The organism is Aeromonas sp. FDAARGOS 1406, assembly GCF_019048565.1.
In the GTDB taxonomy this organism is placed as follows: domain Bacteria; phylum Pseudomonadota; class Gammaproteobacteria; order Enterobacterales; family Aeromonadaceae; genus Aeromonas; species Aeromonas caviae.
This window is the reverse complement of sequence record NZ_CP077378.1, coordinates 1,914,346-1,927,500: the sequence shown is the minus strand read 5'-3', so window position 1 is coordinate 1,927,500 and position 13,155 is coordinate 1,914,346. Positions and strand designations below refer to the sequence as shown.

Genomic DNA, 13,155 nt, shown 5'->3' with positions numbered 1-13,155 from the left:
GACTAAGCGTACATGGTGGATGCCTTGGCAGTCAGAGGCGATGAAGGACGTACTAACCTGCGATAAGCCGTGAGCAGTCGGTAAGAGACATTACGACTCACGGATTTCCGAATGGGGAAACCCACTTAGCATAAGCTAGGTATCGCTACGTGAATACATAGCGTAGCGAGGCGAACCGGGAGAACTGAAACATCTAAGTACCCCGAGGAAAAGAAATCAACCGAGATTCCCTCAGTAGCGGCGAGCGAACGGGGATTAGCCCTTAAGCATCTTGGAAGTTAGTGGAACGGTCCTGGAAAGGCCGGCGATACAGGGTGATAGCCCCGTACACGAAAACAACCTTGATGTGAAATCGAGTAGGGCGGGACACGTGACATCCTGTCTGAATATGGGGGGACCATCCTCCAAGGCTAAATACTCCTGACTGACCGATAGTGAACCAGTACCGTGAGGGAAAGGCGAAAAGAACCCCTGTGAGGGGAGTGAAATAGAACCTGAAACCGTGTACGTACAAGCAGTGGGAGCCCTTCGGGGTGACTGCGTACCTTTTGTATAATGGGTCAGCGACTTACATTTTGTAGCGAGGTTAACCGTATAGGGGAGCCGTAGGGAAACCGAGTCTTAACTGGGCGTCTAGTTGCAAGGTGTAGACCCGAAACCGGGTGATCTAGCCATGGGCAGGTTGAAGGTTGAGTAACATCAACTGGAGGACCGAACCCACTAACGTTGCAAAGTTAGGGGATGACCTGTGGCTGGGGGTGAAAGGCCAATCAAACTCGGAGATAGCTGGTTCTCCCCGAAAGCTATTTAGGTAGCGCCTCGGACGAATACTACTGGGGGTAGAGCACTGTTTGGGCTAGGGGGTCATCCCGACTTACCAACCCCATGCAAACTCCGAATACCAGTAAGTAATATCCGGGAGACACACGGCGGGTGCTAACGTCCGTCGTGAAGAGGGAAACAACCCAGACCGCCGGCTAAGGTCCCAAAGTTCTGGTTAAGTGGGAAACGATGTGGGAAGGCTCAGACAGCTAGGATGTTGGCTTAGAAGCAGCCATCATTTAAAGAAAGCGTAATAGCTCACTAGTCGAGTCGGCCTGCGCGGAAGATGTAACGGGGCTCAAACCAGGCACCGAAGCCGCGGATTCACACTTATGTGTGAGTGGTAGGGGAGCGTTCTGTAAGTCTGCGAAGGTGTATCGAGAGGTATGCTGGAGATATCAGAAGTGCGAATGCTGACGTAAGTAACGATAAAGGGGGTGAAAAGCCTCCTCGCCGGAAGACCAAGGGTTCCTGTCCAACGTTAATCGGGGCAGGGTGAGTCGACCCCTAAGGCGAGGCCGAAAGGCGTAGTCGATGGGAAGCAGGTTAATATTCCTGCACGACTTGTAATTGCGATGGGGGGACGGAGAAGGCTAGGTGGGCCAGGCGACGGTTGTCCTGGTGAAAGTGCGTAGGTGGTGTTTCTAGGCAAATCCGGAGACACAACACTGAGACACGAGACGAACGCACTACGGTGCGGAAGCCATTGATGCCCTGCTTCCAGGAAAAGCCTCTAAGCTTCAGATTACAAGTCATCGTACCCCAAACCGACACAGGTGGTCGGGTAGAGAATACCAAGGCGCTTGAGAGAACTCGGGTGAAGGAACTAGGCAAAATAGAACCGTAACTTCGGGAGAAGGTTCGCTCTTGATGGTGAAGTCCCTTGCGGATGGAGCTGTCGGGAGTCGCAGTGACCAGATGGCTGGGACTGTTTATCAAAAACACAGCACTCTGCAAACACGAAAGTGGACGTATAGGGTGTGACACCTGCCCGGTGCCGGAAGGTTAATTGATGGGGTTAGCGCAAGCGAAGCTCTTGATCGAAGCCCCGGTAAACGGCGGCCGTAACTATAACGGTCCTAAGGTAGCGAAATTCCTTGTCGGGTAAGTTCCGACCTGCACGAATGGTGTAACCATGGCCATGCTGTCTCCACCCGAGACTCAGTGAAATCGAATTCGCCGTGAAGATGCGGTGTACCCGCGGCTAGACGGAAAGACCCCGTGAACCTTTACTACAGCTTGGCACTGAACATTGAACCTACATGTGTAGGATAGGTGGGAGGCTTTGAAGGCGTGACGCCAGTTGCGCTGGAGCCGTCCTTGAAATACCACCCTTGTATGTTTGATGTTCTAACGCAGGGCCCTGAATCGGGCTCGCGGACAGTGCCTGGTGGGTAGTTTGACTGGGGCGGTCTCCTCCCAAAGAGTAACGGAGGAGCACGAAGGTTGGCTAATCCTGGTCGGACATCAGGAGGTTAGTGCAATGGCATAAGCCAGCTTAACTGCGAGACGGACAGGTCGAGCAGGTACGAAAGTAGGTCATAGTGATCCGGTGGTTCTGAATGGAAGGGCCATCGCTCAACGGATAAAAGGTACTCCGGGGATAACAGGCTGATACCGCCCAAGAGTTCATATCGACGGCGGTGTTTGGCACCTCGATGTCGGCTCATCACATCCTGGGGCTGAAGTCGGTCCCAAGGGTATGGCTGTTCGCCATTTAAAGTGGTACGCGAGCTGGGTTCAGAACGTCGTGAGACAGTTCGGTCCCTATCTGCCGTGGGCGTTGGATGATTGAAGGGAGTTGCTCCTAGTACGAGAGGACCGGAGTGAACGAACCTCTGGTGTTCGGGTTGTCACGCCAGTGGCACTGCCCGGTAGCTAAGTTCGGAATCGATAACCGCTGAAAGCATCTAAGCGGGAAGCGAGCCCTGAGATGAGTCATCCCTGACCCCTTGAGGGTCCTAAAGGGCCGTTGGAGACCACAACGTTGATAGGTGGGGTGTGTAAGCGTAGCGATACGTTGAGCTAACCCATACTAATTACCCGTGAGGCTTAACCATACAACACCCAAGAAGTGTTCTGAGACTTGTAGCAGATACCGAGAACGAATAACTAAATCAGCTTTTTCAGATTGAAGATTTTTGCCTGGCGGCAATAGCGCAGTGGAACCACCTGACCCCATGCCGAACTCAGAAGTGAAACGCTGTAGCGCCGATGGTAGTGTGGCATTCGCCATGCGAGAGTAGGACACTGCCAGGCACCCAATACAAGAAACCCCGCTCACTCGAGCGGGGTTTTTTTATTGCCTGAAATTTATTTTTTAGATAATAAGTCTGGATAATGCTAAAAATACAGTTTATTACATCGGTAAACATTGCTATTCAGCCAGTATCACTGCCTTTCAAACGGCTCAATCTCTCTTTCTCACCAGGTTGAGCGTCAAGTATCTCCGGCTCAAACGCTATTCCCTTCCTTGATAATCACTATCGCCGGAAACGGGAGTGACAAGTACTTCAGGATCCATAGACTGTTTCTTTCATGTACAAGGAGCTGTCTATGTTGGGGATCCACGATCTGGCGTTGTTTGTCGTTTCTGGCCTGCTGTTGAACATGATGCCTGGGCCTGACTCCCTGCTCATAATGCTGCGCAGCGGCTCCCAGGGCTGGCGTGCAGGGTCCATGGCGGCATTGGGTATCGGGACAGGTACCATGGTGCATGTGTTGGCGGCGGCGCTGGGACTGTCTGCCCTGTTGAGTGCCTCCGCCGAGCTGTTTGCCGTCATCAAGCTGATGGGGGCGCTCTATCTGGTCTATCTCGGTGTGTCCATGCTCTGGCAGAGGAGTGGCACTTCAACGTCTGTGGATGGGGCTGTGGCGCTGCCTGCGCTCTCTTATGGGCGCATCTTCCGGCAGGGGTTGCTCACCAATGTCCTCAATCCCAAGGTGGCGCTCTTTTTTCTCGCTTTTGTGCCCCAGTTCATCGATCCCGCTTCACCGCAAAAGGCGATGGCATTCATCGTGCTGGGCTGCATCTTCAATCTCAACGGCATGATCTGGTGCCATCTGCTGGCGTTTTCCACCGCGTTTGCAAGCCGCAAGGTGCGACTACCCACCCGGGTGGCCACCTGGCTGAATCGTGTGATGGGGGGGCTGTTCGTGGGGCTTGGTATCAAGCTGGCGGTGGAGTGAGCAGGTAAACACCGGGCATAGAAAAAGGCGTATCCCATCGCTGGGATACGCCTTCGTCTGCACTGCAGCAGAATGACCGGGATCAGTTCATGCCGTAACGCTTGAGTTTCTTGCGCAGGGTGCCGCGGTTGATGCCCATCATCACGGCGGCGCGAGTCTGGTTGCCACGGGTGTACTGCATGATCACGTCCAGCATGGGAGCTTCGACTTCGGAGAGAACCATATCGTACAGATCAATCACTTCCTGACCGTTCAACTGGGCCAGGTAGTTACGCAGGGCCTGTTGCACAGAGTCACGCAGGGGGCGTTGGGTCGGCTCGGCAGCGTGATTGTGAGTAGTTGTTACCAATGCATCAGAAGTCAGGGTTTGTTCGAACATATTCGGTCGGCTCTTTAGTTATGCGTTAACCTAATCCATCGAAATACGCTTCGAGTGCCTCGAGTTGTGCGTCTGCACAATCCAGGGCATTGAAGTGCTTACGGAATTCTCGGCCCGCCTCTTCTTCATCCAGATACCAGCCCACGTGTTTACGGGCAATGCGCGCTCCCAGATAGGCACCGTAAAACTGGTGCAGATTGGTGACATGCTCGTTCATCAGGGTGCGAACCTCTTCCCTGTCGGGAGGCGGCAGCTTGGTGCCCGTTTCAAGAAAATGGCGGATTTCCCGGAAAATCCAGGGTCGTCCTTGCGCAGCACGGCCGATCATCACGGCGTCGACACCGGTATAGTCGAGGACATACCGGGCTTTCTCCGGGCTATCGATGTCGCCATTGGCGACAACAGGAATCGATACGGCCTGCTTAATCGCCCTGATAGTGTCGTACTCCGCTTCGCCCTTGTAGAGGCAGGCACGGGTACGACCATGCACGGCAAGGGCCGCGATACCGCAATCTTCGGCGATTCGGGCGATCTCCTCGCCATTGCGGTTATCCGGATCCCATCCTGTGCGGATCTTCAAGGTGACAGGTACTTCCACCGCATCCACCACGGCCCGGCAGATGGATCTGACCAGGTCTGGCTGACGCAGCAGGGCGGAACCTGCCAGCTTCTTATTCACTTTTTTTGCCGGACATCCCATGTTGATGTCGACGATCTGAGCGCCCTGCTCCACGTTGTAGCGGGCAGCAAACGCCATCATCTCGGGGTCGGCACCGGCAATCTGGACCGATCGCAAGCCGCCTTCAGCAGAGTGATCCATTCTCATCCGGGTTTTCTGGGTATCCCAGACATCCGGGTTGGCCAGCAGCATCTCGGAAACGGCCATACCGGCTCCCAAACGTAAACAAAGTTCACGAAATGGTCGGTCTGTTACACCGGCCATGGGGGCCACGATCAGGGGAGTTTCAAGCGTGTGGGGACCTATCTGCATTCCACGGTTACCATCGGCTTAGGGCGGCGTATATTACGCATTTTTTAGTCAGGAGAAAAGGTTAGTATTTGAGCGTCAGCCATTTTTTTCTGAAAAAAACGTCGCGCCAAGGCTTGCAAATTCAGGAGTGCTTGAAAATCGGACATATTGTCTGTGACCATGGTCAGGAGGGCGCGAGTGAGGGAGATGGTGATTTGTGAGTCTCCCTCTCAAGCCGGTTTAGGCTATGATAGCGGGCCTGAATTGAGCAAAGACTCTACACAATTTCATTACAAACGGATCGGGGATGTATGACGGTAAAGTTCATCAAGTCGCTCTGCCCATGCCTGCTGGGTATCGTGCTGGGGTCGGCTCAGGCGCAGACGGTCAGCTTTACCGAGGCCTGGAGCCGGGTCATCCAGCAGGATGACGGCTTGGCGGCAGAGCAGGCCGGGGTGGAGCGGGCCCAGCAACTGCGGGAGGCGGCCAAGGCCATGTACCTGCCCAAGGTGGATGTGGGGGCCAGCTATACCCATCTCGATCAGCCGATGGAGCTGGACATGCTGGATCTCAACCCCATCGCCAATCATCCGGAATTCGGCAAGGTGCTGGGGCCTGTGATGCAGGCACTCAACCTCAGCCCGAGCGATTTCGTCACCCCCCTCACCAAGCAGAACGTGGTGACCAGTTCGGTCAAGATGCTATGGCCGCTCTTTACCGGCGGGCGCATCGATGCGGCCCAGGATATTCGTCAGGCCCAGGTGAGCGAGGCTGAGCAGTTGCTGGTGCTCAAACAGCAGTCCACCTTCGAGAGCCTCTCCCAGACCTACTTCGGGGTGGTGCTGGCGGCGCAGGTGGTGCAGACCAAGCAGGAGATCGAGCAGGGACTGGCACACCATCTGGATCATGCCAAGAAGCTCGAAGCCCAGGGGCAGATCGCCAAGGTGGAGCGCCTTTCGGCCCAGTCTGCCTATGACAGGGCACGTATCGATACCCAGAAGGCCAGGCGCAGCCTGGAGATCGCCCAGCTAGCGCTCGGCCACATGCTCAAGCTCAAGCAGGCTGAGCCCAATACCGCCCTCTTCATCAACGAAGGGATGCCAGCCTTGTCTCCCTTTGTGGAGGAGACCCTGTCGGTGCATCCCGGTCTCAAGCTGTTGACGGCCAAGAAGGAGCAGGCCCAGGGGATGATCAAGCTGGAGAAGGGCAAATACGCCCCCGAGCTCTTCCTGTTCGGCAACTACAACCTCTATGAAGATGATTCCATTGTCTCCAAGACCACACCGGACTGGCTGGTTGGTGTCGGGGTCAGCATGCCGCTGGTGAGTCGTGATGGCCGCTCCGAGACGGTCCAGGCAGCCAAGAGCGCCGAACTCCAGGTCAACCTGCTGCAAGCCAAGACCCGCCAGGATCTGGAGCTGCTGGTCGAGAAGACCTGGCGCGAGGCTGCCCAGGGACTGGAGGAGTATCACTCTCTCTCCTCGACCCAGGCGCTGGCCGAGGAGAACGTGCGGTTGCGTGACAAGGCATTCGGTCAGGGGCTCTCCACTTCCCTCGATGTGGTCGATGCCCAGACCCAGCTTGCCGGGGTCAAGACCCAGCGCGCCGCCGCCGCCTATCAATACGTGATCTCTCTAGCCCGCCTGTTGGCACTCTCCGGTCAGATGAACAGGTTCAACCAGTATCAGCATGGCCAGGCGATCGAGGTGAACTCATGATCGCGCGCTCTTCCACTCCGTTATTCATGTCCGTTTCGACCGTCAAGGGTCGCCCGTTTGCCGAGGTGAATTCATGAGTCATCCCCCCATCAAGAAGAAGATGAGCCAGGGCAAGCCCTGGCTGCTGCCACTGGCGCTGGTATTGCTTGTGCTCTGGCTTGGCTGGCGCTTCTGGCTGGCCTATCAGCCGGAGCCGGTGCGTCTGCAGGGGCAGATAGAGGCGCAGCAATATTCGGTTTCTTCCAAGGTGGCGGGCCGCATCGACGAGGTGCTGGTGAAGAAGGGGGATCAACTGGCCAGGGGCCAACTGGCGTTCACTCTGGCGAGCCCGGAGATCGAGGCCAAGCTGAGTCAGGCCAAGGCCGGGCAGGCCGCGGCTGGTGCCATGGCCGAAGAGGCCGAGAAGGGGGCGCGAGTGCAGCAGATCGCGGCCGCCAAGGATCAGTGGCAACAGGCCAAGGCGGCTGCCCTGCTTCATGGCAAAACCTACGAGCGCATTGCCAGCCTGCATCGGGACGGCGTGATGTCGCTGCAAAAGCGTGACGAGGCCTGGACGGCCTGGCAGGCGGCGAAGTACAGCGAGGGCATGGCCTGGCAGCAATACCAGATGGCACTGGAAGGGGCGCGGGAAGAGACCAAGATAGCGGCCCGCGAGCAGGCCAAGGTGGCGGCTGGCGGCGTGGCGGAAGTGGAAGCCTATCTGGCCGATACCCGCATCGCCAGCCCACACGAGGGGGAAGTTGCCCAGGTGCTGTTGCGTAGCGGCGAGCTGGCTCCCCAGGGCTTCCCTGTGGTGACCTTGCTCGACATGAAGGATGCCTGGGCCCAGTTCCATGTCCGTGAGGACCTCTTGCCAAGGTTCCCGGTCGGTACCGAGTTTGATGCCCGTATTCCCGGCCTGGGGGATCAGCTGGTGCGCTTCAAGGTGACCCATGTGGCCGTGATGGGGGATTTCGCCACCTGGCGTGCCACCGACACCCGCCAGGGGTTCGACATGAAAAGCTTCCAGGTGGAAGCGCGCCCCTTGCAGCCGGTTGACGGGCTGCGGGTCGGCATGAGCGTGCTGGTCGAGCTCTGATGGGACGCGAATGGCGGTTGCTCTGGCAGGACCCGTTCGGCCGGGCGCTGGCGAGCTGGGTCCCCTTGCTGCTGATAGGGATCCTGTGCTGGATCTTTTCAGCCGGCCTGGCGCGGGATCTCAAGGTCGGTCTGGTGGATCTGGATCGCAGCACCCTCTCCCGTCAACTGGCGTTCTCTCTCGATGGCTCCGCCGGGCTCAAGGTCGCCCAGCAGTTTGATTCCATCGACGCAGGGGCCAGGGCACTGCGAGGGGGGGACATCTATGCCCTGGTGGTGATCCCCTATCACCTGGAGCGGGCTGCCCGCGAGGGGACCCAACCCAGGGTGACCGTGTTCAACAATGGCCAGTTCATCCTGATTGCCAAGCTGGTCAACTCCGCACTGGCCCAGGTGGTGGGAACTCTCAATGGCCAGGTGGGCGTGCTCTCGGCCATGGCCGACGGCACGACGCTGCCCGGTGCCCTGGGACAATCCGTACCCATTGCGAGCCAGGTTACCGCGCTCTACAACATCAATTCCAGCTACGCCCAGTTTCTGCTGAGCGCCCTGCTGCCTGCGGTGTGGCAGATCCTGGTGGTGCTCTATGGCCTGAACGCCCTGGCCCGCACCGATCGCCTCGGGTTGGACTGGACCACCAGAGGGGTCTGGTTCGGCCTCTGGCGTACCCTGCTACCCCACGTGCTCATCGGCTGGGGGTGGGGTCTGGCGTGGAGTCTGCTGCTGTTCAAGGGGCTTGGGTACCCCATGCAAGGCAGTTGGCTGGTGCTGACGGCGGGGCTGGGACTGGCGTCAGCCGCTTGCGTCACCATGGGGGCTTTCTTCTACGCCATCATCCGGGATCCGGCGCGCGCTCTGTCGCTGGCGGGGGCTTACACGGCTCCCGGTTTCGCCTTTATGGGGGTCACCTTTCCGGTCACCGCCATGGGGGATGTGGCCCAGTTCTGGCGCAGCCTGCTGCCCATCTCCCACTATGTGGAGCTGCAAATCGGGCAAACCAACTACGGTCAACCGTTGACGGCGGCCCTGCCCCAGCTCGGGGCCCTGCTGCTGTTTCTGCTGCCCCTGCTGCTGGTGGTACACCGCTACCGGACGCCGTCGGGCGCGGCCCTGCCCCATGAGGAGTCCAGGCCATGATGGGATTCTGGGATCTGGTGCGCCTTGAGCTGCGCACCCTCTTGGCGGATCGCGCCATCATGCTGACCCTGTTTGGCGGCGTCTTCTTCTACTCCTTCCTCTACCCCCAGCCCTACCTGCACCAATTGCCCAGGGAAGAGCCCGTGGTGGTGGTCAACGAGGATGGCAGCCAGCTCTCCCGCCAGCTGGAGTTTATGGCCGATGCCACGGCGCAGGTGAAACTGGTGGCCCGTGCCGGTTCGCTCGACGAGGCCCGCCAGATGATGCTGACCGGCAAGGCGAGCGGCATCTTGCACATTCCCCGCCACTTCTATCGGGATCTGATGCTGGGCAGGAGCGTGACCCTGGGTTATGCCGGGGATGCCTCCTACTTCCTGGTCTATGGCACCATTGCCGAAGGGCTGGCCCAGGCGGGGGGCACGCTCGCCGCCCAGGTGAAGGTGGCCAGGCTGCTGAGCCAGGGCGAGGCGCTGCCCCAGGCCGCCATGGGCTGGAACGCGGTGGCCCTCAATGTGCTGCCGGTATTCAACTCCACCATGGGCTATGTGAACTACGTGGTGCCTGCGGTATTCGTGCTGATCCTGCATCAGGTGTTGCTGATGGGGACCGGCATCCTGGGGGCGACCCAGAACCAGCGCAGCCGCCGTGGCGAGTCAGGCTACTGGCAACATGCCCCCGTGCCGGCCTTGTTGCTGGCCCGCACCCTGGTGGTGGGGGCTCTTTTCGTCCTTCCGGTGACCTACTTCTTCGGCTTCTGCTTCGATCACTACGGTATTGCCCGCACCGCTGTACCCGGCGAACTCTGGCTCTTTACCCTGCCGTTCCTGTTGGCCACCACCTGGCTCGGGATCGTGCTCGGCGCCCTGTTCACCCGCCGTGATCTACCGACCCAGGTGGTGCTTGTCTCCTCTTTGCCGCTGGTCTTCCTGGCCGGCTTTATCTGGCCCCTTGAGCTCATCCCGGCACCCCTCAACTGGCTGGCCCAGTGGGCGCCGAGCACGCCGGCCATCGAGGGATTCCTGCGCCTCAATCAGATGGGGGCCGACTTTGCCCAGGTCTCCCGCTACTGGTGGCAGTTGTGGGGGCTTGCACTGTTGTATGGCGCTCTGGCGTGCTGGTTGCTCCGCTGGCGTCAACCGTGCCCTGCAACGGGGCCGGATGATGGGGCGACAGCGTCTTCCACCGACTAGGCCCCCTTGCAACAACACGGTCAGCCCTCGGGCTGACCGTGTTGCCATTCACAGGGGTCATGGTTGACTCAGACCCGGATCGCCGATGGCATAGATCTGGCCGCACGCCTCCTGGTCGGTGAGCAGTTGCAAACCCCGTATCGTCACATCCTGGCGCCTGACCAGGCCATGCCTCTCTTGCCCCTAGCTCAGGATGGCCTGACCCGTGGGCTCCCCATCCTGCAACCCTGCGGGGCGTAAAATGGTCCACTCAAGGGTGCTTGTCTGCAGCCAGCTTTCCGCCAAGCTCTTGAGGCGTACCTCGTGTCCGAAGGCGGCGCGAGCCCGCTCGGGCAGGTATTGCCAGCTGTCGCCACAACCGAGGGAGGTGACCAGCAGCAGGCGGCTGAGCCCGGCGCGCTCCATCTCGTCGATCACATGGCGGTTGCCCTGATAATCCACCGGTGCACTCTGGCGAAAGCCGCCGAGGGTGGAGACTACCCGGGCATCCCTGTCCGCCAAGTGGCAAGCCTGGGCCACGGCCTGGGGGGCCAGGGCATCCCCGATGACGACCTCGACTCCCAGGGTATGCAGCTCGCTGGCCATGTCGGCATGGCGCACCAGGGCAACGACCCTGTGGCCCAGTTGCAGTGCGTGGTCGGTGAAGGCGCGGCCCAGTCCGCGACTGGCACCGAAGATGAGTGTGGTTGGCATGACAGGCCCTCTCGAACAAAAGAGCAAGCCTAGAGCCTGGATGGCTCTCTGTAAATGAGAGTGGTTTTTATTTGTGAGGTGCAGGGGATATGAAGGGCCGGACATCAGGGACGCCGGCCCGACGGGATCAACCGTTGTAATGGCCGATGCTGGGACGGCGGCTGGGTCCGCTCAGGTGGATGTCCACCGGATTGAACGCCTTGATCGCCTCATAGCTAAAATCACCGATGGCCTGATGCAGGCTCTGGGGGCTGTGGTTGGTGATGATGATGACGCTTTTGGACAGGTTGCGACGACGGCGCAGCAGGTGGCCGAGGAAGCTGGACTGACTCTCCGCCATCTTGGCGCGGTTGGCTGCCACCTCGTCGATGATCAGCAGGTCCACCTCTTCCAGGGCGCGGCGGTACTGGTTGCGCTCCTCCTGATCCTGGATGACGTTGAAGAAGAGCCTGTCCACGATGGAGGCCCACTGCTGGAAGATCACCGACTTCTGGTGGCGCGCGATCAACTCGTGGGCCACGGCACCCGCCAGGGTGGATTTGCCGGTGCCGTAATCGCCGTAGATCAGCATGCAGCCCCCGCCGCTCTTCTCCCAGTGCTCGAAACCGCTGATGAAGTAGCGGGCTGTCTCGATGGGGTATTGCAGGGCCGGGTCACCGGAATCCATCTTGTCGAAGATCCAGTCCGGATTGAGGTCGGCCTGGGCGATCAGCTTCTGGATCCGCTCCTGGCGGGCGGCCTTCTGCAACTCGCGCACTTCGGCATTGGCCTTGGCGTCGTACTCCTTGCGCAGGGTCTCGTAGTCGTACTGGCTGCCGCCGGTTGCGGCCCGCAGTCGGAGAATACGTTGCTGCAGGCTGCTGACGTGACGCTTGAGCTCGGGATCATGAGCCCGTTGCTCCTGTCTCGCCTTGGCGATTTTCTGGCGTTTGGCCTCGATCTCTTCCAGTGCCTGGCGCATCGGGTCGTGCGGATCTGTCATGGAATTCTCCTTCTGCTAGGGCTGTGGCTGGATGGGCAGGGGGTCAATAGTGCACTTCGTGGCCGCCTGGTATCAATCATTCTCCGGCTCCTGAGCTTGTGCCAGCCGTTTGGCCTCATCGATCATCTCTTGCGCCCGGCGGCTCGGGCCAGCCTCTACCGGGGCTGGCGCGACCTGCTGGTACCCGGTGACCACGGTCGCCGGGCGGCGGGCGTAGCGCCGACTCTTGAGGGCCCGAATAAATTTCAACATCCACTGGTGCTGGGAGTCGAACACCTCGGGGCGGCCGAGCCAGTAGGCGATGAACTCCCCGAGATCCTCTTCGCTGTAGCTGGCATCGATCACCCCGCACAGGCGTGCGAGAGCAGGCAGTTCTTCGTCCGGACGCCACTGCAGGTGCATCTGGAACGGGCGTGCCGGCAGAGGGCTGCGCACCCGCTGGCTCAGCAACGGCAACTGGAAAGGGCACTGGTGGTAGTGCTCACTGTCAGCCTGGGCCTCGACCTGAAGCAGTTCGGCCTCCATCAGCTCGTCGAGCAGTTCGGTCAGCTGGCGAGCGTTGACCTGATAGCTGAAACCACCGGGATTGCCCGGATCGACGACAGCCAGTGCCCGGCCAAGCTCGGGATAGTTGAGTCGGGCCAGCCGATTTTCCAGCACCAAGCGGCGCAGTTGCAGGGTATAGAGGCTGCGGGCCGGATGGGAGAGTCTGGGATGGGCGAGGGCGCTGTATTCGGCTGGCGTCATGGTCTGCTTCACGATCTGGAGTGGAGGGCATTATCCCTCATGGCGGTGCCTCATACAATTCATGGTGCCGACCTGCGAGATAACGGCTGCCGGGCGACGGTTGCCGACCATCTCTGCGCAAGGGGGCGATCAAAATAGTCGGACCATTTCAAACGCTTGGCAGATACCAAGGCCAGCCCGGCTCGCTGCTCGACAATATTGTGTGGCGGTATCCAGCGCCCATGATCTAGTCTTAATGCTCAAATAACCAT

At 59.3% G+C, this 13,155-nt stretch carries 9 protein-coding genes, 2 rRNA genes and 1 pseudogene (1 of these 12 only partly in view); 7 read left to right on the top strand and 5 right to left on the bottom strand.

What is annotated here, in order from left to right; translation table 11 throughout:
• From I6L36_RS08985 to I6L36_RS08975, 3 genes are all read left to right on the top strand, one after another.
• Positions 1-2,882: ribosomal RNA gene (locus tag I6L36_RS08985) — 23S ribosomal RNA — on the top strand (it extends 8 nt beyond the left edge of the window).
• A gap of 84 nt (positions 2,883-2,966) precedes the next feature.
• Positions 2,967-3,081 (top strand): 5S ribosomal RNA (gene rrf, locus I6L36_RS08980).
• A gap of 297 nt (positions 3,082-3,378) precedes the next feature.
• The gene (locus I6L36_RS08975; protein ID WP_045521897.1) at positions 3,379-4,011 is read left to right on the top strand and encodes a LysE family translocator; all 633 of its coding nucleotides are present in this window, start codon (positions 3,379-3,381) and stop codon (positions 4,009-4,011) included.
• An 82-nt stretch (positions 4,012-4,093) separates the two neighbouring features.
• On the opposite strand, the gene fis is transcribed toward I6L36_RS08975, so the two are convergent.
• The gene (gene fis, locus I6L36_RS08970; RefSeq protein ID WP_005309538.1) at positions 4,094-4,390 is read right to left on the bottom strand and encodes a DNA-binding transcriptional regulator Fis; all 297 of its coding nucleotides are present in this window, start codon (positions 4,388-4,390) and stop codon (positions 4,094-4,096) included.
• A 25-nt stretch (positions 4,391-4,415) separates the two neighbouring features.
• The gene (gene dusB, locus I6L36_RS08965) at positions 4,416-5,381 is read right to left on the bottom strand and encodes a tRNA dihydrouridine synthase DusB (protein WP_010675552.1); all 966 of its coding nucleotides are present in this window, start codon (positions 5,379-5,381) and stop codon (positions 4,416-4,418) included.
• Between the two features lie 290 nt (positions 5,382-5,671).
• Between dusB and I6L36_RS08960 the strand changes: the two genes are divergently transcribed.
• The 4 genes from I6L36_RS08960 to I6L36_RS08945 all read left to right on the top strand — a co-directional run bounded on the left by I6L36_RS08960 (position 5,672) and on the right by I6L36_RS08945 (position 10,482).
• Entirely contained in the window at positions 5,672-7,078 is a 1,407-nt protein-coding gene (locus I6L36_RS08960) for a TolC family protein (protein ID WP_162540557.1), read from the top strand.
• Between the two features lie 73 nt (positions 7,079-7,151).
• On the top strand, positions 7,152-8,156 hold the full coding sequence (locus I6L36_RS08955) for an HlyD family secretion protein (RefSeq protein ID WP_109112327.1): 1,005 nt from the start codon (positions 7,152-7,154) through the stop codon (positions 8,154-8,156).
• Positions 8,156-9,292 carry an ABC transporter permease gene (locus I6L36_RS08950; protein ID WP_109112328.1) on the top strand — a complete coding sequence of 379 codons (1,137 nt, stop codon included), beginning with the start codon at positions 8,156-8,158 and terminating at the stop codon, positions 9,290-9,292. The genes I6L36_RS08955 and I6L36_RS08950 overlap by 1 nt, the downstream gene beginning before the upstream one ends.
• On the top strand, positions 9,289-10,482 hold the full coding sequence (locus I6L36_RS08945) for an ABC transporter permease (RefSeq protein WP_109112329.1): 1,194 nt from the start codon (positions 9,289-9,291) through the stop codon (positions 10,480-10,482). Before I6L36_RS08950 ends, I6L36_RS08945 begins: the two co-directional genes overlap by 4 nt.
• A 57-nt stretch (positions 10,483-10,539) precedes the next feature.
• On the opposite strand, the pseudogene I6L36_RS08940 reads toward I6L36_RS08945, so the two are convergent.
• From I6L36_RS08940 to I6L36_RS08930, 3 genes and pseudogenes are all read right to left on the bottom strand, one after another.
• Positions 10,540-11,175: pseudogene (locus I6L36_RS08940) on the bottom strand (SDR family oxidoreductase).
• 127 nt (positions 11,176-11,302) lie between these two features.
• A complete protein-coding gene (locus tag I6L36_RS08935; RefSeq protein ID WP_010675546.1) occupies positions 11,303-12,157 on the bottom strand; it encodes a DnaA/Hda family protein in 855 nt (284 codons plus the stop codon).
• Positions 12,158-12,229: 72 nt separating this feature from the next.
• Entirely contained in the window at positions 12,230-12,904 is a 675-nt protein-coding gene (locus tag I6L36_RS08930) for a DnaT-like ssDNA-binding domain-containing protein (RefSeq protein ID WP_039041329.1), read from the bottom strand.
• Positions 12,905-13,155: the final 251 nt, after the last annotated feature.

Excerpts from the sequence above, each read along its gene's own strand:
- I6L36_RS08975 (WP_045521897.1), top strand. The coding sequence starts at position 3,379 with ATGTTGGGGATCCACGATCTGGCGTTGTTTGTCGTTTCTGGCCTGCTG.
- fis (WP_005309538.1), bottom strand. The coding sequence starts at position 4,390 with ATGTTCGAACAAACCCTGACTTCTGATGCATTGGTAACAACTACTCAC.
- dusB (WP_010675552.1), bottom strand. The coding sequence starts at position 5,381 with ATGCAGATAGGTCCCCACACGCTTGAAACTCCCCTGATCGTGGCCCCC.
- I6L36_RS08960 (WP_162540557.1), top strand. The coding sequence starts at position 5,672 with ATGACGGTAAAGTTCATCAAGTCGCTCTGCCCATGCCTGCTGGGTATC.
- I6L36_RS08955 (WP_109112327.1), top strand. The coding sequence starts at position 7,152 with ATGAGTCATCCCCCCATCAAGAAGAAGATGAGCCAGGGCAAGCCCTGG.
- I6L36_RS08950 (WP_109112328.1), top strand. The coding sequence starts at position 8,156 with ATGGGACGCGAATGGCGGTTGCTCTGGCAGGACCCGTTCGGCCGGGCG.
- I6L36_RS08945 (WP_109112329.1), top strand. The coding sequence starts at position 9,289 with ATGATGGGATTCTGGGATCTGGTGCGCCTTGAGCTGCGCACCCTCTTG.
- I6L36_RS08935 (WP_010675546.1), bottom strand. The coding sequence starts at position 12,157 with ATGACAGATCCGCACGACCCGATGCGCCAGGCACTGGAAGAGATCGAG.
- I6L36_RS08930 (WP_039041329.1), bottom strand. The coding sequence starts at position 12,904 with ATGACGCCAGCCGAATACAGCGCCCTCGCCCATCCCAGACTCTCCCAT.